At 43.4% G+C, this 19,851-nt stretch carries 20 protein-coding genes and 1 pseudogene; 18 read left to right on the plus strand and 3 right to left on the minus strand.

Annotated elements, in window-relative coordinates:
- The first annotated feature begins 33 nt into the window (after positions 1-33).
- The 13 genes and pseudogenes from NE664_08840 to NE664_08900 all read left to right on the plus strand — a co-directional run bounded on the left by NE664_08840 (position 34) and on the right by NE664_08900 (position 13,225).
- Positions 34-1,131, plus strand: a complete 1,098-nt coding sequence (locus tag NE664_08840; protein ID MCQ4726760.1) for a LysM peptidoglycan-binding domain-containing protein — start codon at positions 34-36, stop codon at positions 1,129-1,131.
- A 246-nt stretch (positions 1,132-1,377) separates the two neighbouring features.
- Positions 1,378-2,835 (plus strand): transcription termination factor Rho, encoded by a 1,458-nt coding sequence (gene rho / locus NE664_08845; protein MCQ4726761.1) that lies wholly within the window; start codon positions 1,378-1,380, stop codon positions 2,833-2,835.
- A 99-nt stretch (positions 2,836-2,934) separates the two neighbouring features.
- Positions 2,935-3,138, plus strand: a complete 204-nt coding sequence (rpmE, locus tag NE664_08850; protein ID MCQ4726762.1) for a 50S ribosomal protein L31 — start codon at positions 2,935-2,937, stop codon at positions 3,136-3,138.
- A 199-nt stretch (positions 3,139-3,337) separates the two neighbouring features.
- Positions 3,338-4,309, plus strand: a complete 972-nt coding sequence (locus NE664_08855) for a DUF1385 domain-containing protein (protein ID MCQ4726763.1) — start codon at positions 3,338-3,340, stop codon at positions 4,307-4,309.
- Positions 4,296-5,150 (plus strand): peptide chain release factor N(5)-glutamine methyltransferase, encoded by an 855-nt coding sequence (prmC, locus tag NE664_08860; protein MCQ4726764.1) that lies wholly within the window; start codon positions 4,296-4,298, stop codon positions 5,148-5,150. Before NE664_08855 ends, prmC begins: the two co-directional genes overlap by 14 nt.
- 6 nt (positions 5,151-5,156) lie before the next feature.
- A complete protein-coding gene (gene prfA, locus NE664_08865) occupies positions 5,157-6,230 on the plus strand; it encodes a peptide chain release factor 1 (GenBank protein ID MCQ4726765.1) in 1,074 nt (357 codons plus the stop codon).
- Between the two features lie 22 nt (positions 6,231-6,252).
- Positions 6,253-6,807 (plus strand): chromate transporter, encoded by a 555-nt coding sequence (locus NE664_08870; GenBank protein ID MCQ4726766.1) that lies wholly within the window; start codon positions 6,253-6,255, stop codon positions 6,805-6,807.
- Positions 6,804-7,373, plus strand: a complete 570-nt coding sequence (locus tag NE664_08875) for a chromate transporter (protein MCQ4726767.1) — start codon at positions 6,804-6,806, stop codon at positions 7,371-7,373. The genes NE664_08870 and NE664_08875 overlap by 4 nt, the downstream gene beginning before the upstream one ends.
- A gap of 30 nt (positions 7,374-7,403) precedes the next feature.
- Entirely contained in the window at positions 7,404-9,857 is a 2,454-nt protein-coding gene (locus tag NE664_08880) for a glycogen/starch/alpha-glucan phosphorylase (protein ID MCQ4726768.1), read from the plus strand.
- A 502-nt stretch (positions 9,858-10,359) separates the two neighbouring features.
- A pseudogene (locus tag NE664_08885) lies at positions 10,360-10,488 on the plus strand (sporulation transcriptional regulator SpoIIID).
- 86 nt (positions 10,489-10,574) lie between these two features.
- Positions 10,575-10,754: a hypothetical protein gene (locus tag NE664_08890; protein MCQ4726769.1), complete on the plus strand. Its 180-nt coding sequence runs from the start codon at positions 10,575-10,577 to the stop codon at positions 10,752-10,754.
- A 326-nt stretch (positions 10,755-11,080) separates the two neighbouring features.
- Positions 11,081-11,221, plus strand: coding sequence for a hypothetical protein (locus NE664_08895; protein ID MCQ4726770.1), 141 nt, complete (start codon positions 11,081-11,083; stop codon positions 11,219-11,221).
- Between the two features lie 486 nt (positions 11,222-11,707).
- On the plus strand, positions 11,708-13,225 hold the full coding sequence (locus NE664_08900) for a recombinase family protein (protein ID MCQ4726771.1): 1,518 nt from the start codon (positions 11,708-11,710) through the stop codon (positions 13,223-13,225).
- 41 nt (positions 13,226-13,266) lie between these two features.
- Here the strand turns inward: NE664_08900 and NE664_08905 are convergent, their stop codons facing one another.
- From NE664_08905 to NE664_08915, 3 genes are all read right to left on the minus strand, one after another.
- Positions 13,267-13,845, minus strand: a complete 579-nt coding sequence (locus tag NE664_08905) for a 4Fe-4S binding protein (GenBank protein ID MCQ4726772.1) — start codon at positions 13,843-13,845, stop codon at positions 13,267-13,269.
- Complete coding sequence (locus tag NE664_08910) at positions 13,842-14,054, minus strand: 4Fe-4S binding protein (GenBank protein MCQ4726773.1); 213 nt, start codon at positions 14,052-14,054, stop codon at positions 13,842-13,844. The genes NE664_08905 and NE664_08910 overlap by 4 nt, the downstream gene beginning before the upstream one ends.
- Positions 14,055-14,193: 139 nt before the next feature.
- Positions 14,194-14,844 (minus strand): Crp/Fnr family transcriptional regulator, encoded by a 651-nt coding sequence (locus NE664_08915; protein ID MCQ4726774.1) that lies wholly within the window; start codon positions 14,842-14,844, stop codon positions 14,194-14,196.
- A 321-nt stretch (positions 14,845-15,165) separates the two neighbouring features.
- Between NE664_08915 and NE664_08920 the strand changes: the two genes are divergently transcribed.
- From NE664_08920 to NE664_08940, 5 genes are all read left to right on the plus strand, one after another.
- The gene (locus NE664_08920) at positions 15,166-15,357 is read left to right on the plus strand and encodes a helix-turn-helix domain-containing protein (protein ID MCQ4726775.1); all 192 of its coding nucleotides are present in this window, start codon (positions 15,166-15,168) and stop codon (positions 15,355-15,357) included.
- A gap of 606 nt (positions 15,358-15,963) precedes the next feature.
- Complete coding sequence (locus NE664_08925) at positions 15,964-16,095, plus strand: hypothetical protein (protein ID MCQ4726776.1); 132 nt, start codon at positions 15,964-15,966, stop codon at positions 16,093-16,095.
- 58 nt (positions 16,096-16,153) lie between these two features.
- Positions 16,154-16,978 carry a carbon-nitrogen hydrolase family protein gene (locus NE664_08930; protein MCQ4726777.1) on the plus strand — a complete coding sequence of 275 codons (825 nt, stop codon included), beginning with the start codon at positions 16,154-16,156 and terminating at the stop codon, positions 16,976-16,978.
- A gap of 203 nt (positions 16,979-17,181) precedes the next feature.
- On the plus strand, positions 17,182-17,340 hold the full coding sequence (locus NE664_08935; GenBank protein ID MCQ4726778.1) for a sporulation transcriptional regulator SpoIIID: 159 nt from the start codon (positions 17,182-17,184) through the stop codon (positions 17,338-17,340).
- A gap of 147 nt (positions 17,341-17,487) precedes the next feature.
- Entirely contained in the window at positions 17,488-19,536 is a 2,049-nt protein-coding gene (locus NE664_08940; GenBank protein ID MCQ4726779.1) for an SGNH/GDSL hydrolase family protein, read from the plus strand.
- Positions 19,537-19,851: the final 315 nt, after the last annotated feature.

A 19,851-nucleotide genomic window follows, 5' to 3' on the forward strand; every position in this document is an offset into this window, starting at 1 on the left:
AAAACCGCGGCTGTAATTTAACAGGAGGTTTGTATGGATTCTGAAAAAAATGAAAATAATAATATAGACGATAACTACGGCGGCCTTCCGCAGGAAGTGGTGAAGGCCCTTATGGAAAGCCACCCGCTTAAAGGCAACGGAAGCTGGAGCGACGACTATGACGACGAACAGCGTGAAGAAAGGCGGCGTAAACGCAGAGCCGAGAGGGAGAAAAACGGACACTCGGAGCGGTCCGACAGGGAAAAAAGCAGGAGATTTGAACGTACTTCGAGATTTGAGCATACGTCAAGGTTTGAACACACGTCAAGGCTTGAACCTCTTGAAGAGGAAACTGAAAAGTATTCGCCCGACCACGGCCGTGTCGAGGAAACGGAAATACCGGCTCCGGAAGTCGAAGAGCCGCCTTCCATTGACGATGACGAGGACGATATGGTTCAGCTTGTAAGACACAAGAGCATACCGAAAGGCAGAAAAAAAGAACCCCATCTTATTGCCGAAAAGCAGGAAAAGCCTAAAAAAGAAATAAACATTCCAAAACTTTTCAAAAACGACGATATCGAAATCGACGAAAACGAATTTATTGAAATTAACAGCCCTGAGGACAGCAGGCGCGCCCTTGACAACTTCTTTGCGGAAAATGACAACTCCTTATATGAATACGAAGAAAAGAAAGTGCATAAATCTAATATTATATACATTGCGGCCGCGGCGTTCGCAGTTTTATTTATTGTGCTCATAATAGTCCATCTTACAACGGCGGGAAGGCTTGCGGAAGCAAATGAAAAAATAACGGAGCTTGAAGGCGTTCAGGAGCAGAATGAAGAACTTAAAATGAAGGTCCTGTCCTACGAAGAGGAAGTAGACATGCTCAAAGACGGAGGGGAAACGCTTGCGGCAGACGAAGTGGGCGGCGACGGCGGCTCTGAAAGCGGCGGTGAAAGCGCAGGCGAAAGCGGCGGCGAAACAAGCGGCGAATACGATACATATACTGTTGTGGAAAACGACAGCTTTTGGACAATAGCGGAGAAAGTTTACGGAAACGGCGCCGAATATCAAAAGATACTTGACGCAAACCACCTTACGGAAAATTCGCCGATTAAACCGGGCGAGAAACTTAAAATACCGAAATAACAGGCGTTTGACATATAGGAATACAGCCGTGAAGGCGGAAATATAAAACGATGTTTTACAAATAAGCCGCAGAGGACGTAAAGAGGGCATATTTTAGGCGCCGCCTATAAATAATGTATGAGAAACGTCGCTGCGGCGGATAAATTTCAGGCGCAGGATTATGAACGACCGTACAATTTAACATAAATGTGCGGTTTTCGTTTCGGTGTGCCGTTAATTATGGATAAAGGATTCAGGGAGGTTTTTATGGAAGAAAGTTTGAACGGCGCGTCTGTTTCCGAACTTAGGGAAATTGCAAAGCGCTGCGGCGTCAAGTCCGTATCGGCGTACAGGAAGGCCGAACTTATTGAAAAAATAAGGGAAGCCGGCGGCGTACAGGCAATGTCGGACGGACGGCATGAGGAAGACAGGGAAAAGCGCTTTGGCGCAGGCGTTGAAATTGAAGCGGATACAAGGGAAAACGGCGTGCTGAAAGGCGGCTGTATAAACGGCGTTCAATGCGGGGATTTGGATGAAAGTGAAAACAGCCGGTGCGCGGGATCACAGCAGGAAAAGCAGAGGGCAAAAATTGAAAGCGACGTTATTGACGAGGGTATCCTCGAAGTGCTTCCCGACGGATATGGATTTTTAAGGGCGGAGAATTTCTTGCCGGGAACAAACGACATTTATTTATCGCCGGCGCAAATAAGGCGGTTTAATTTGAAAACGGGCGACTGTGTAAGGGGAAACATAAGGGAAAGCCGTGAAGGCGAAAAATTTGGCGCGATGATATACGTTAAAACGGTTAACGGCGATAACCCGGAGCAGGCGAAACGCAGGCCGAATTTTGAGGACCTTACGCCTATTTACCCAACGCAGAGGCTTACGCTTGAAACGTCGCAGAACGAAATTTCCACAAGAATTATAGATATAATCGCCCCAATCGGAAAAGGGCAGAGGGGCATGATTGTGGCTCCGCCAAAGGTAGGAAAAACAATACTTTTGACACAGATGGCCAACGCCATTACAAAAAATCACCCTGACGTTAATCTTATAATGCTTTTGATAGACGAACGGCCTGAAGAAGTGACGGACATACAGCGTTCCATTGAAGGGGAGAACGTCGAAATTGTATATTCCACGTTCGACGAACAGCCGGAGCACCACAAAAGGGTGGCCGAAATGGTGCTTGAAAGGGCCAAAAGGCTTGTGGAACAGGGAAAGGATCTTATTATACTCCTTGACAGCATAACGCGTCTTGCAAGGGCTTATAACCTTACTACGGCGCCAAGCGGCAGAACTCTTTCGGGCGGCCTTGACCCGGCGGCGCTTTATATGCCCAAAAAATTTTTCGGCGCCGCAAGGAACATTGAAAACGGGGGAAGCCTTACTATTTTGGCAACGGCCCTCGTTGAAACGGGAAGCAAAATGGACGACGTTGTGTTTGAAGAATTTAAGGGCACAGGCAACATGGAGCTTGTGCTTGACAGGAAACTTTCCGAAAGGCGTATATTCCCGGCGATAGATATAAATAAATCGGGTACTAGGCGCGACGATAAACTGCTTACAAAGGAAGAAATGGAAGCGTCTTATTTGCTTAGGAGCATAACGCAGAACCTCGGCCCTGTGGAAACCGCCGAAAGCCTTATAGATCTTATGAAAAAAACGAAAAACAACCGGGAATTTGTTTTGACGGTTCCTAAACTTAAAAGTAAAAAAGGTTAATGTTGCAAAAAAAAATAATCTGTGGTATAATGCAGACGTTGTCTGTAAATGCCGTATTATACGGCGTTGAATAACGATTAATCCAAAGAGGTGAAAGAAATGAGAGAAGGAATACATCCGGAGTACCATCAGTGTACTGTAAAATGCAACTGCGGCAATGAATTTGTTACAGGTTCGACTAAAGAGGAAATCAGGGTTGAGGTTTGCTCAAAGTGCCATCCGTTCTATACAGGAAGCCAGAAACTTTTGGTTGAGGCAGGCGGCCGCGTTGAAAAATTCAACAAGAAATACGGCAGGAAATAATTATGGATTTAAGGGTTTGGATATTTGTTATCCGGCCCTTTTTTCATTTTAAGACTATACTCAATACAGCGGCGTGCATAAACATGGAGAGAAAGCCGCCGCGGTTTGTAAACCGTTTGTAAAATCGGCTATTTATGTTTTTAATTCGGTTTATATATGGTATAATATTAATTCAACATATAATAAAGGGGGCGCGGCAGTGCTTTTAGGTAATAAATTGGGCGCCGATGACGCCGGAAGGGTCAGAAGGACGAACATAGGCGGGCAGGCAATTATTGAAGGCGTTATGATGCGCGGCAAAAAAATGTATTCTATCGCGGTAAGGACGCCTGAGGGTTCGATCTGCGTTGAGGATAAGGACGTGGACAATATATTCAGCAGGAACGGAATATTTAAGTTTCCGGTTTTCAGGGGAATTGCGGCGTTTATTGAAAGCATGGTTATGGGGGTTAAGATAATAATGCGTTCGGCAAAGCTTGCCGGGCTTGACGATGAAACGGAAGAAGACGGAGAGCCGTCAAAATTTGAAAAATTTCTGGAAGACAAATTCGGAGATAAACTTGCCGACTACCTGATATATTTCAGCGTGGCGGTTTCGCTCCTGTTTTCTATAGTTTTGTTTTTCATGCTTCCCGTTTTTGTAGGCGGCCTTTTTAAAAACAGCCTGCCGGGGACGTGGGCTCTAGGCATAATTGAAGGGCTGGTAAGGATCGCCATATTTTTAGGATATATATTTGCAATTTCAAAAATGAAAGAAATCCAGCGGGTATTCCAGTACCATGGCGCGGAGCATAAAACAATCAACTGCTTTGAACACGGGGAGGAGCTTACCGTTGAGAACGTGAGGAAACATACAAGGCTCCACAAAAGGTGCGGCACGAGTTTTCTGCTTATCGTTATGATTATAAGCATGTTCGTATTCTTTTTTGTAAGGACTGACAATTTTGCCCTCAGGCTTTTAAGCCGTATAGTGCTGGTGCCTTTTATAGCGGGAATTTCGTATGAAGTTATACAATGGGCGGGGCGCAGTGAGAACAGGCTTGTGGCGCTTGTAAGCAAGCCTGGTTTTATGCTTCAGAACATAACTACGGCCGAACCCGACGACGGACAGATGGAATGCGCCATTGCGGCGATGAAAAGCGTTTTGGAGGCTGAAGGTGAAAACGGTTAAAGATTGGCTTTTATGGGCAAAAAAGTATTTGAAAGAAAGCGGCGCCGCGGAATTTTGCCTTGACGCCGAGCTGTTTATGATGAAGGCCGTTAACTTTACAAAGGTGCAGCTTTTTACAAGGGACGGTTATATACTGACGAATGAAGAAACGGAATTTTTCCGCAGAATGGTTGAAAGGCGTGCCGCAAAGGAGCCGGCGCAGTATATACTGGGGATGTGCCAATTTATGGGCCTTGATTTTTATGTGGATAAAAACGTGCTTATTCCGAGGCCCGATACTGAAATACTTGTTGAAGAAGTTATAAAATATATACAAAGCGGGGATATAAAAACTGCTGTGGACATCGGAACGGGCAGCGGGTGCATACCCATAAGTCTTGTTAAATACGGGCTTAAAGAAGCCGCGGCGGTGGATATAAGCCGCGGCGCTTTGGCGGTTGCCGAAAAAAACAGCGTTTTAAACGGCACGTCCGGCAGTATAAAATTTATAGAAAGCAATTTGTTTGAAAATTTAGGCGGCGGGTATGAAGAATATTTTGACGCTGTCGTTTCAAACCCGCCGTATATAAAAAGCGGCGTAATAAAGACGCTTATGCCGGAAGTAAGGGACAATGAGCCTTTGAAAGCTTTGGACGGCGGCGGCGACGGGCTTTATTTTTACAGGGAAATAGTTTCGGAAAGCAGAAAATATATCAGGGAACGCGGGTTCCTGTTTTTTGAAATAGGATACGACCAAGGCGAAAGCGTACCGCGTCTGATGAAGGAAAACGGTTTTGACAATATAAAAGTGATAAAGGACCTTGCGGGGCTTGACAGGGTTGTTTTGGGGAGGAAAAGGTAGTTATTTATGTTTGAGCGTATTGAAGAACTTGAAAGAAAGCATATTGATTTGGGAGACAGGGTAAACGATCCGGACTGTATAGCGGATCAGGCGCTTTGGCGGAAGCTTATGAAAGAATACAGCGCGCTGACGCCCATTGTTGAAAAGTACAGGGAATATAAGAAAGCCAAAACGGATGTGGAGGAAGCTTTGGAAATGCTTAACGAGCCGCTTGACGACGATTTCAGGCAGATGGTTAAGGAGGAACTGAACGAAAATAAGGCGAAAATCATCGGGCTTGAAAAAGAAATTAAAGTGCTTCTTCTGCCTAAGGATCCAAACGACGAAAAGAATGTAATTATGGAAATCAGGGGAGGCACAGGAGGGGAAGAAGCCGCGCTTTTTGCGGCCGATCTTTTCAGGATGTATTCAAGGTATGCGGAAGGCAAACGCTGGAAAACCGAAATAATGAGCGCAAATGAAAGCGACATAGGCGGATTTAAAGAAGTTTCGTTTATGATTAGCGGCCATGGGGCTTACAGCAGGCTTAAATACGAAAGCGGCGTACACAGGGTACAGCGCGTGCCGGCGACGGAATCAAGCGGAAGGATACATACTTCGGCGGTAACGGTAGCCGTGCTTCCCGAGGCCGAAGCAGTGGACGTAAATCTTGATATGAACGATATAAGGATAGACGTTTTCAGGGCGTCAGGAAACGGCGGCCAGTGCGTTAACACAACCGATTCGGCAGTGCGTATAACGCATATTCCAACAGGGCTTGTGGTAAGCTGCCAGGACGAAAAGAGCCAGCTTAAAAACAAAGAAAAAGGGCTTAAAGTCCTCCTTGCAAGGCTTTACGAGCTGGAGCAGGCAAAGCATGACAGCGAAATATCGGCCGAAAGGCGTTCGCAGGTCGGAAGCGGCGACAGAAGCGAAAGGATAAGGACATACAATTTCCCGCAGGGAAGGGTTACGGATCATAGGATAAACCTTACCATTTACAAGCTTGACGCTGTTTTAAACGGGGAACTGGATGAAATAATCGATCCCCTCATAACAACGGATCAGGCGGAAAAGCTTAAAGGCCAGTATGATGAATAACGGGGACAGAAGGTGTTATAGATTGAAAGAATTAATCGATTTGTTTGTAACATTTGCCCGTATCGGGGTGTGTACGTTCGGCGGCGGGCTTGCCATGCTGCCTATACTTCAGGCGGAGATTGTGGATAAAAAGGGCTGGGCAACCGAAGGTGAGCTTCTTAACTATTATGCCATAGGCCAGTGCACCCCGGGAGTTATAGCGGTAAATACGGCGACATTTATCGGCTACAACCGAAAAGGCATACCGGGAGGGGTTATAGCCACCGTAGGCCTTGTTTTCCCCAGCCTTGTAATAATTTCCGTTATTGCGGGGTTTTTAACGGCTTTCGCGGATATGGCCGTCATACAGCATGCTTTTGCGGCGGTGAGGGTGGCCGTCGCGGCTTTGGTTGTAAACACCGTTATCAAAATGTGGAAAACAACCGTGAAAGATAAGCTCTGCGCCTGTATAGCCATTATAGCTTTGTGTATCTCGGCTTTTACAGATTTTTCCCCCGTAGTGGTCGTTATAGGCGGCGCGCTTTTGGGAATGACCCTGCCTTTAATCAAAGCGGCAAAAGGGGGCGGCCATAAATGATAGGAGAACTTTTTCTGCTTTATTACGAATTTTTTAAAATAGGGCTTTTTGCCGTGGGGGGAGGAATGGCGACGCTGCCTTTCCTCTATGACCTTGCCGACAAATACGACTGGTTTACGCAGAAAATGGTTGGGGATATGATAGCGATTTCGGAATCAACGCCCGGACCTATAGGGGTTAATATGGCGACGTACACGGGTTTTCAAAATGCCGGGCCTGTCGGGGCCGTAGTGGCAACTATGGGGCTTATAACGCCGTCGATTATAGTTATTATAATAATAGCGCAGTTTTTAAAGAAATTTTCGGAAAGCCAAACGGTGCAGGATATTTTTTATACGCTGCGCCCGGCGGTTACGGGGCTTATCGGTGCCGTTGCCGTTACGCTTATTACGGGAGAAGTTATAAACGCCGGCGCTTTTTCGCAAGGCGGGACGATAAGCGAAATTTTTAAGTTTAAAGAGGTTATATGGTTTTTTATACTTATTGTCTTAACGAATAAATATAAAAAGCACCCGCTTTTCTATATATGTATTTCAGCGGCAGTCGGGATACTTTTCAGTTTTTAAGTATAGTGAAGTCTTGAGGAGATGATGGATTTGACCGATAATAAATTAAAAAAAGACGAAATAAAAAAGGTTGTAATCGAAAACCTGAAAACTCTGTACAGAAAGACGCTGGAAAATGCCAGCGACAGCGAGATTTACCATGCGGCGGTTTTTGCGCTGAGGGAACGTATAAACGACATCTGGATTAAGACTCACGATGAATATTATGAACAGGATGTAAAGGTTGTGTACTACCTTTCCATGGAATTTCTTATGGGAAGGTTTTTTGGCAACACAATTATTAACCTTTGCGAAATGGATGAAGTGCGGGAGGCGTTTGAAGAGCTTGGGATTGACTACGCCAAAATTGAAGAGGCGGAGCCGGATCCGGGCCTTGGAAACGGCGGGCTTGGCAGGCTTGCGGCGTGTTTTCTGGATTCCCTTTCAACTTTGTCCATGCCGGCGTACGGATGCGGCATAAGGTACCGTTACGGCATATTTGAGCAGAAGATCGAAAACGGGTATCAGGTTGAAAAGCCGGACAACTGGCTTGAGGAGGGCGACCCGTGGAGCATAAAAAGAAACGAATATACGGTTGAAGTCAAGTTCGGCGGTTCCGTAAGGGCTGAATACAAGGGCGACGGGACGTACAGATTTGTACAGGAGAATTACCATTCTGTCTATGCGGTGCCGTATGACTATCCTGTAATAGGGTATGGCAACGAAATTGTTAATACGCTCCGCCTTTGGGAGGCGAAACCCGTTAACAGGTTTGACCTTAAATCTTTTAACGAGGGGAATTATCAGAAGGCTGTTGAAGAACAGAACCTTGCCCAGACCATAACCGACGTGCTTTATCCTGCCGACGAGCATTATTCGGGCAAAGAATTAAGGCTCAGGCAGCAGTACTTCTTTATTTCGGCAACGGTGCAGAGGGCTGTGCAGAGGTTTAAAGGCATGCATACTGATTTTTCCGTTATGCCCGAAAAAATCGCTTTCCAACTTAACGATACACATCCTTCCGTAGCCGTTGCGGAGCTTATGCGCGTGCTTGTGGACGAAAACGATTTGCCGTGGGACGAAGCGTGGGAAATAACGACAAAAGTCTGCGGCTATACAAACCATACCATAATGAGCGAAGCCCTTGAAAAATGGCCAATAGAGCTTTTCAGCCGCCTTCTGCCCAGAATATACATGATTGTTGAGGAAATAAACAGGCGTTTCTGCGACGATATAATTAAAAGATACGGCGACGATCACACAAAGCTGAGAAAAATGGCAATAGTTGCCGACGGGCAGATTAGGATGGCGCATCTTGCGATAGTGGGAAGCCACAGCGTCAACGGCGTGGCCGCCCTGCACACGGAAATACTAAAGAAACAGGAACTTAAAGATTTCTATGAATTTTATCCTGACAAATTCAACAATAAAACAAACGGCATAACCCAAAGGCGTTGGCTTCTGCATGCAAACCCTCTGCTGGCGGAGCTTGTTACCTCGAAAATCGGCAAAGGGTGGATCACAAACCTCCAGCTTATCGAAGGCATAGCCGATTATGCCGACGATCCTTTGTTCCAAAAGCAGTTTATGGATGTTAAGTATCACAATAAAGTTATGCTTGCAAAATATATCAAAGAGGAAAAAGGGATCGATATTGACCCGGAATCCATATTTGATATACAGGTTAAAAGGCTGCATGAATATAAACGCCAGCTTTTAAACGTTTTCCATATAATTGACCTTTATAACAGCATTAAAACAAACCCGGGGCTTGATATTGTGCCGAGGACTTTCATATTCGGCGCCAAAAGCGCGGCAAGCTATAAAAGGGCGAAACTTATTATAAAGCTTATAAACAGCGTGGCAGACGTTATAAATAATGATGAAACGATAAAGGGCAAAATTAAAGTTGTCTTTATGGAGAATTACAGAGTTTCTTTGGCGGAAAAGCTTATGCCGGCCGCCGACGTAAGCGAGCAGATCTCAACGGCGGGCAAAGAAGCGTCGGGCACGGGCAACATGAAATTTATGCTCAACGGCGCCGTTACGGTGGGAACTCTCGACGGGGCGAATGTTGAAATGCTTGAAGAGGTAGGAGAGGAAAATATATTTATATTCGGAATGAAGGCTGAAGAGGTTATAGAAAAGTATGCCGGCAATAACTATGATCCGTGGATGGTTTCAAATATGGATCAAAGTCTGCGTCTTGTGCTTACACAGCTTATAAACGGGACGTTTGACAAAGATTTGAACCTTTTCAGGGATATATACGACAGCCTGCTGAACGGTTCAGGCGGGCGCGCCGACGAATATTTTGTGCTTGCCGACTTTGCGGAGTATAAAAAAGCGCAGCAGCGCATAAACGAGGCGTATAAAGACAAAGAACGCTGGGCCCGCATGGCGATTATGAATACCGCCAAAAGCGGAAAATTTTCAAGCGACAGGACAATACGGCAGTATGCCGATGAAATTTGGCAGATTAAGCCTGCCGTTTTAAGGGACTGACGTATAACGGCCTTTAAAGGCGTGAATAATTGATATAAAAAGGAAAATTTAAAAACCCTGTATCCCGGTAAAAAGGGAAACAGGGTTTTTGCGTTTTTTGGAGCCGTTCGATGAAATATATTAAGCTTGTGACAGACTGCCGCAATTAAAATCGACGCAAGGTATGACGTGTATATATGTGCGTAAAGGATGTTTTGTGACGAAAAAAAGGAAAAGCTATCGAAGCCGCGTTGTGCAGTTAAACGTCTGATTCGACAGGCGCGCATGACGTTTAGGAATATTCGGTGAAACAGCCGCGCTGTATGGAGGAAAACGGCGAATACGGTTTCTGCCATGTATTGCGTATCTCATGGCGGCAGTAGAGAAAACTCGGCCCACAGATATGTATACAGCTTAAAAGCGTAGGGGACAAGCCCTTTTCAGACAAAAGGCGCATGTATTAGAATAAGCAGGGCATAACCGGCATAGAATGGTAAAAACATCCTGAACAGGAGGATTTTTGGTGAAAAATTATATAGAAGAAAGGGCAATCGAGGTTGCCCGGTTTATTGTCAATTCAAATGCAACGGTGCGTGAAACTGCCAAGAAATTCGGCGTAAGCAAAAGCACGGTACATTCGGACGTAACAAAATATGAAGGTTTAAAACATCCGCTTTACGGCATGTACTATTCTTAACGAGCACGTCATAAGATAGTTCAGTAATAAGTTTTGAGGCGGTGGCCGACATAGATAAAAAGAGGCTTATATTTGAATTTTGCAACCCGAACACCGAAAAAAAGACTTTTGAATACATAACGAAAATATTATTGGAAAGCAGTTTTTTGAGGATTGAAAAGGAGGTTAAAAGGCAGAGTGAAATTTCGGCTTTGCATAACGGAAGAAGTTTGGAAATTTGATTGGATGCATCAATGTTTGCTTAAACAGGATACAGCCGTTTTGCATGAAGCAATTATTTTTATAAGGCGGTTGGATAAATATACCGTCCTGATGCAATGCGGCGAAGGTTTAAGTTTTTAAAAGATCAAAGTTTTTCCGTGCTATGCGCAAGTATTTTACGCCGTAGGCCGTTTCTTTTCGGAAACGGCTTTTTTCAACGTACGCTTTGACATGAATAATCCGCAAACTTTACAGGCGGAATAAGACGCTTATAACGGGAAGAGTTTCCTTTAATAAAGTGAAAACGGGTTCCGCGGCCGTATTCAAGATTAAAGGAGGTTTTGTTATGAACGATATAAAAGGTTTATCGCATTTGAAGTTTCAGTTTACAAGAGCGCGCACGGTTTTAACGGCAATAGCCGTGTTAAAGCCGTTTGCCGAGAGGATTTTGAGCCTGCGCGTTTTTGATTTGCTCTTATGCCGCTGACGTCCGTTAAAACTCTCAGGCATTGCAAGGGGAATTTATTTTCACTTCAAGACGCATAGGCGCCGATACGGCAGATACTATCCAAGCATATGCAGTACGGAAATTCGGAAAATTTTTCCTTATGAAGCGTGGCGCTTGTAAACCGAAGCTAGGGGAAATATAAATATCATATCATACTTTCTACGAAATGCGGAAGATTGGAAGTATATGGCAGGATATAAGCTGATATTGGAGAATTTAAGAAATTTGTTCGGAGGGAAAAAGCGGAAATACTAGAATCGCAGGCATGTCCGGAACAAATCCATATGTCAGCGAAAATGCCGCCGGTTTATAACTGTATGGCGAATATATTTTTATAACGGTATGGAATTTTTATAGCAGGCGTTATTGAATGGAACGGACGCCTTTTGGGGCGGGGATAAAAATTTGAAGATTATTTTTGAAGATTAGTATATATTCAATATTATTGTCAAGGGGGATGGGCTTATGAATAACGCCGCGGCGTACTGCCGTGTTTCCACCGACAAGACGGATCAGCTTAACAGCCTGGAAACACAAAAAGCGTTTTTTACGGAATATGCGCGGAAAGAAGGCGTTAACCTTGTGCGTATTTATGCCGACGAAGGAATATCGGGAACAAAAGTAAAAAAACGGAAAGAATTTCAAAAACTTATGGAGGACGCCGAAAACGGGAAGTTCGATATTGTTTTGGTTAAGGACATTTCGAGGTTTGCAAGAAATACCGTAGATCTGCTTCAAAATATCAGAAGCCTTAAATCTATGGGTATACCGACGCATTTTATAACTTCGAATATGAATTCCTTGGGGGACAGCGAATTTACGCTGACTATATTCGGCGCAATGGCGCAGGAGGAAAGCGCAAATATTTCCAAAAGGGTTAAATTCGGCAAAAAAATGAATGCCGAAAAAGGCAGGGTGCCTAATATAGTTTACGGATATGATAAAATTGCCGGGGATTATTTCAGCCTGAAACCGAACGAGCGTGAGCAGGAAATTATAAAACAGATTTTCAACTGGTATACCGAAGAAGGAAACGGCGCGCTGAAAATTTCAAATATGCTCAACTCCAAAGGCGTGACGACAAAACGGGGATGCAAATGGAGCCAAAACGCCGTATGCCGCATATTGTCCAATAGGATATATATAGGGGAGGTTATAAACGGAAAACAGGAAATTGTCGATTTCCTTACAAGCAGAAGGGAAAACAGGGATAAATCGGAATGGTTTATAACAGAAAAACCGGAACTGAAAATTATAGAAAACGGGCAGTTTGAAAAGGCGCAGGAGATACTGCACAGCAGACGCGAAAGTTTTAATATGAACGGGGAAAGGCACAGCAATAAATTCCTTTTCAGCACGCTTATTAAATGCAGGGAATGCGGCTGGTCGTTCAGGCGGACTGTACGCACATACAAAAATACATATGTTAAGTGGACATGCTCGGGGCGAAGCGGCCATGGGGCCGATACTTGCGGAAACCGTACGGTTATCGGCGAGGATGAACTTATAAATGAAATTGACAGATATTTTGAAGCGGTATTGAAATCAAAAAAAGATATTTCGGATTATATGGCGTCGGAATTTGCAAAACGGTATAAAGAGGAAAATACGGGGCGGAAAAATGAATTTTCTCTGAGGAGAAGGCTTGAAAAGATCAAAAAATTAAGGGAAAAATATATGGATATGTATGCCGATGATTTAATAAGCAGGGAAGAACTCAACGAAAAAATAGGGGGCATGAAAACGGAAATAGAAACAGTTGAAAACGAATTGGAATTTTATGCGTCGGAATCCGAAAATATGGAGCGGCTGGATTGTATTGTAAAAAATACTTTTAAAACTTTGGAAGGAGCGGCGTCGGTCAGGAATATGACAAACGAACAGCTTAAACGGATAATAGATCGTATTGAGGTGGGAAGAGACGGCAGGGTTGATATTTATCTCAAAGCCTTTGGGGAAACAACTCCCATGCGAGGAATATGAAACGGGAGCGTTAAGCCATAAGGCTTAACGCATTTGCCGTTTTATTTTAAATATTTATGGTTGAGCCCTTTGCACATGAGCTGCGTCATGGTTCCCATAGGGCAGTATACGCACCATGAACGCGGTTTGAAAAGCGCCATCGTTATCATGCCGAGAAGCGTCGACGTAAGCATTACGCTGTAAAAACCAAAGGCAAACTGCGCCGTCCACGGCGGCAGTGAAGAACCGTTATACGCCCATTGCCAAGGAAGCTTAAATGTCCAAAAAAGGGTTATGGTTTCTTTCAGACTTCCTCCGGCAAAAACAAGGTATGTTGTAAAAAGCATTTGAAGAAACATTGCCATAAAAAATGCAAGGAATCCATACCTAAAGGCTTTTGATTTAAGAAATTTAGGAACGTCTTTTTTGCGGGACAGGCCAAAACGTCCCCCCAGCAGTTCAAAGAGCTGCCCGCGGCCGCAGTAGCGGTTGCAGTAAGCCTTGTTTTTTCCTATGACGGAAATCAAAAGGGGCGTTATAAAGCACAACATGCCGAGCCAGGCGAACATTATGTTGAAAAAGCCCAAGGCAATATATAATACAGAAACAATCCACATATAGTCATACCAGTGTTTTTTCATGTCCAAACCTCCTTTATTTCTATTACGGAAGCGGGGCATGCCTTTTTGCATATGCCGCAGCCGACGCATAAATCGGAGTTTACAACGGCGTACGCCCCTTTAAAAACGGATATTGCATTTTTCGGACAGGCTTTTACACAGCAGCCGCAGGAAACGCATAAATTTATGTCTGCAAAAGCTTTTTTTGCAGGGCGTTTTTTATTTTCCATATTTAATCCCCCTTTAAGCCTTCGAATATAAAAACCGTCGGCTGTTTAAAAACAAAGCGGCGGCTTTTAATTAAAGGCGGTTATGGCGGATATTTTATTTTAAGCGGCGTTTTTTTTCAGTGATAAAATCACAATTCGGCTATCTGTCAGCAAGGTCTTTCAGTTTATCGGCGTCGGTTATAAGTATAACGCCCCTTGAAAGCTTAACTATCCCCTCAGACTGGAAATATTTGAGCATCCTTGTGACAACCTCGCGGGCAGTGCCTATATGCGACGCTATCCTGTCGTGCGTTATGGTAAGCAGGCGCCTGTTTTCAACTTCGCTCTCCTCAAGCAGGAAGGAAGCTATGCGGCTGTCCATCCGTTTAAAAAGTATCTGTTCCATAAGCCACATTACGTTGCTGAAGCGGGCCGCCATAATTTTGTTCGTAAAGTTTGCGGCCGCGGCGGACGTTTCCATTATCCCCTGATAAACGGCGTGGGGTATTTCTATTATTTCGGAGTCGGTTTCGGCCTCTATGAGTATATCGAATTTTATGTTTTCAAGCATGCATGATGCGGAAAAAAGGCAGAAATCGCCTTTTAAAAGGCGGTATAGCGTTACCTCGCGGCCGTCATAGGAATTTATAAACACGCGCAGGCGGCCTTTTGAAACCGCATATAAGGAAGAACCGCTTTTTAAAAGTTTCCCTTTTTCAACGGCGGCCGTTTTTGAGGCTTCAGTCAGTTCGCGGCGTTGGGCAGGCGTAATTTCATCCCACATACCGCGGAAAAAATATTCAAGATCCATTATATACCTCCGACATGGCGGCTCATGTTTTGAGAGCCGGCTTATAACATGGTTATGCGGTTTTGCAGCTTGGCCGCAAAACCGAATTTGGATTATTAATTGTAAACTGAAGATAAGTATACCATATGCATGGTTTTATTAAAAGAATGACATTTTTGAGTTTTAAACAGCAAATTAGTTAGATTTATGAATGAATATTTGTTGATAACTGCTCTTGACAAAGCAGAGTGTTTGTTCTAAGATAAACTATCATAAAAAAATGTGTATTATTATGCATTGAATGTATGGGCAAATATTAATCAAAAAAGGAGGTAATTGAAAATGCCGGCAGACGTCAAATTTTTAACAATAGATGACGTAAGCGAAATGCTTCAGGTTACGCGTACCACAGTCTATAATTTGAAAAAGCAGGGGATGCCTTTTATCAAGCTTGGGAAAAACATCCGTTTTGATCAAAAGGAAGTTATCGATTGGGTTCGTTCCAACAGCCACAGCGCTGCCAAGGACAAATAGCGGGGCAACATAAATGACTGTATGCGGATGGCGGTTTGCCTTGAATTTATTTTCAATCGCCGTTTTGGTTTTTATATTGTGATCTTGTTTTTAATGAGCGCTTTTCTTATAAAGAAGGCGCTTAATTCATATGAAGAACAAAACTTTGCAGATGAACGCTTGCAGTTTGGCGTGTTATTTATATATAGACATATAGAATGCCGGTAAAATACGTTATATATTTATTGGTGTTAGTTTCGGATTACAAGGGCGCGCATGTTTCACATGGAAAGTTTTCCGTATTTCGGCGTTGCATATGCTTTCCGTAGGAAATTCTGAGCCGGCATGCTTTTTGCTTACTCTTAAACCGCTAATGCCGTTTTTGACTATTGATGCGGCATGGAGAAAATTTTTTGTTATACATGGAGTAAATATGCAGGCTTGCCGGCAAGCGCGTTTGCGCCTGGATGTACCGAAAAAATGTATTCAAAGGCTGCGGCGGCGTCCGTTTTCCGCGGACTTGGGACAGGGGTTTATTACGCCTGATTTTGATATTGACCGCTTTTAGGAGAACATGTTAGTTTTCTGTTACCGCCGTTATAGTTATTGGGGAGGCTTTCGTCGGGTATGAATTTGACTTTGGCAGGTTTGCAGGGTACGGGACGGATCATCATGTTAAGCAAGGATGAGGAATGTTATGACGGGCCAGGCGGATTTATCAGGGGACTGATCGGGCGTTTAAAGCGTTTAAAACTGTAAAGGCAGTTATGCGGATTTTATTCATGTTTAAATATGATACGTATTAGGAGGAAGAATTATGAAAATTACCGTTTCATGCGTACAGATGGAGCCGAAAACGGCAGACGTAGAGGCTAACCTTTCAAAAATGAAAGAGTTTATTGAGAAAATTAAGGAGGAATATCCTAAAACAAATCTGGTTATATTTCCGGAACTTGCCATAAGCGGGTATGAAGCTTCAAAGGAAGAATTTCACAGTATGGCCGAAACTATTACGGACGGCAGGAGCATTAAATTCATGGCCCGGCTTGCCGCCGAATACAATATGCACATCGTTTATGGGTTCCCTGAAAGGGATTTGCATGTTAAGGATGTGCTTTATAATTCCGCAGTGATGATAAACAATAAGGGAAATGTAATGGGTTCATACAGAAAGGTACATCCATTTGACAATGAGAAAACATGGTGCCGAAGCGGGAGCGATTTTCCTGTATTTGATACGGAAATAGGGAGAATAGGAATTATGATTTGCTGGGACACCGCATTCCCCGAAACGGCAAGGATATATGCGCTTAAGGGATGCGACTTGCTTGTTGTAAGCACAAACTGGGAAAAGCCTTATGAAAGCGACTGGGATCTGGTAACCAGGGCCAGGGCTTTTGATAATACCCTGCATCTTGCGGCGGCAAACAGGGTCGGTTTCGACAAGGCCCTCGGCTTTTTCGGCAGGAGCAAAATTATCGATCCGGCTGGGAACGAAATTGCCGCGCTGAATGAAGAGAAAGAAGGAATTATATCTGCCGAAATAGATCTTTCTCTTACAGAAAAAGAACGTGCGCGCTACTATACGTTTTTTAAAGACAGGCGTCCTGAATTATACGATGAAATTGTAAGGATATATTAAAGTTTAAATAAAGACGGCGGGCTGACGCTTTGGCACAGACTGTTTTTTTAATTAAAAAATACGGCGGCTTATCGTCCGCTTGTTTTATTCATAATGCCATGTAATATATTTCAGTATTTAAACGGGAGCCGAAGTTCCAGCTTTTTTCAGCTTAATTAAGAAATTTAAAACCGCGGCATTTTGTTACGTCCGAACACAAAGACATAACTGACCGTATAGAAAAGCTGGACCCGGCCTTGGCAAGCAATGTGCGCAAAGTGCTTGAAGTCAACAAAGCAGAAAGGCACATCAGGGGCGGGCTTGCTACGAAGGAGAAGTACATGCATATAATGCAGAACGGAAGAAAGCAGAATAATTCATAACAGTATACGGCCTTTAAGAACCCATGAGGTTTTAAAGGCCGTTTTTTATTGCATGGGAATATATTTGCCCTTCCAATACGGGCGTCGTTAGGGTATAATATTTAAACGGCGTGACGGCTGAAAAATATTGAAAAGGGCGGGGATAATTTGAAAAAAATTTTTTTGTGCTTTGCGGCGGCAATATTAGCCGCTGTAAATGTTTACGGGGAAGAAAAAGACAGTATATTGGTTAGGGGCAGCAGCGTTGTTACAAAGTCAAATCCCGTTTATAATATAAATCCGTTTGATCCGGCAAAAATAGACGGCATCGGCAACGAAGGGGTTCTTACAGCTCTTTCGTCAAACGGAAAAATCAATTTGGACATAGGCGGGCCGCTTATGAAAATAAACGATGCCTACAGTGATTATATCTGCTTAAAGGACGGGTGTTGGGGCGTTATGCGCAATGTTGGGAAAATGGTTTTCGACGGCAGCGAGGACTGGCGTATAATGGACAATTACAGGTACAAAAACGATAAGACTTTTATATTTTCTGTTCCCATTGATGAAAAAATAATCGTTGAAAACGGCATGTGCACATATTTTGACGTTATAAGCGATAAGGAACAGAAAACATACGTATATGATGCGGTTTCGGTCGGCAGCGACAATAAAAGCATTAATATGCGGTTTATGAATGTGAGAGGAGTTAACAGCACGGACAGTCTTAAAGCATGGCTAAAAGGAAAAAACGACGCCGGAAATCCGGTCGTATTTTATTACGCGCTTACTACGCCGGTTTTTGAACCTTTCAGCGAAGCGGAAAATGAAGCCCTCAAAAAAACCGATTTGGACAGCGTAAGATTTTCTGATATAAATATTGAATATGGCGGTGAAAATGCCGACAAAAATATACAGGAATATTTTATCGGAAACGGCAGAGGATTTATAGGCGAGTTTATTAAAAACGTCAGGGAAGTTAAAGTATACGGCGGCAGTAAAGATATGGGGCTGTATATTGAAAGCTACAAAGGGAAAGACAGGAGCCTTGAAATCAATTTAAAGGATGCGGACGGCGACATATTTAAAGGGGAAGCCGTTTATGAAAACATTGATTTTATGAGTAAAAAAACAAGCGAAATAACTTTTGAAAGCAAAACCGATAAAGCCGTTGTCAAAATGCAGGTATATTTTTATAATTTGAAACTGCCTATGGCTAGCGGCGGAGGTTATTCATATAAAGAAACTGGACTTGCGGAAAAATGCTACGCTTCAAGCGAACTCATTCTCCCTGATAAGATTTGGGCGTTGGAAGGCGAACAGGTTACGCTGTATATGGATAATGCAATGATGAATAAAACGGGCGAAGAGTCGGAAACGGTTAAGGCAGTGGGGGAGCCGGCTGAAGCGGACAGGAATAAGATAACGTTTAATGCGGAAGAAGATTTTGACATGCCCATACTTTTTGGCAGCGGAGAAAAGTACAATATAGCGGTTTCCACAGTGAAGGAAGGCGTTATGGAAAAGCCTGTTAAAGTTATGCTTTTGGGCGACAGCTTGATAAACGAGGAGAAGTATCCTAAATATCTGAAAGAAATGATGGGAGATGATATTGAACTTACAGGCACAAGGGGAGCAGACGGAATGAAACATGAAGGCCGCGGAGGATGGGCCGTTTATGATTATTGCAATACCGACAGCAAATACGGCTTTACAAACCCGTTCCTGAACGAAGGGAAATTCGATTTTTCTTATTACATGGATAAGCAGGGATTCGACGGTTTGGACTATGTCGTTATAAATCTTGGGATAAACGACTTAAATTTAATTGGGCATAACGGCACAGACGAAATCCTCGGTTCATTTGACAAGGTGATTAAAAGCATATGGGATTACAACGGCAGCATACAAATAATTATAAATACGCCGATAATGCTTTTTGATACGGGAGAAACTGTTACTGCAAAAAATGCAAGGCTTGAGTTTATAAGAGAGCTTAATTTGAAATACGGCGAAAAAGATGGAATTTATATCGATCCTGTTTATCTTATGCTGGATCCGTATCTCGATTTTAAACTGAAAGAGCCGGTAATTGACGATGAAAACCAAGACGGCAGCCTTATAGTTACGGACACAACGCATCCCGCAGACAGCGGTTATGAAAAGATTGCGAAAAGTACATGCGACACAATCAAATATGCGGAAAGCGTTAAATGAAAATATATAAACGGCGGTATATTTTACTATGCCGCCGTATTTTTTCAGTTTAACGTATATGGATGCAAAATCGTGGAAATAATATGTAATGGTTTTGATATAATGAAAAAATAATTTAAAAGATAAGCTTTTTTTCAGCATATATTAGGATAAAGAATATGAGCGTTAATGCGCGTGTTTTTAGGCAACGGGAATTTTTTTAAAAAAACTTATCAAAAAGTGTTGACAAAAGGGGAAAAATCTGTATAATAAGTATTCGTGTCAGCCACGAAACGAAGCAAAGGGGCTTGGATGAAAACCCGGCGGGATAGAAGG

The organism is Anaerotignum faecicola (assembly GCA_024460105.1).
Lineage (GTDB): Bacteria > Bacillota > Clostridia > Lachnospirales > Anaerotignaceae > JANFXS01.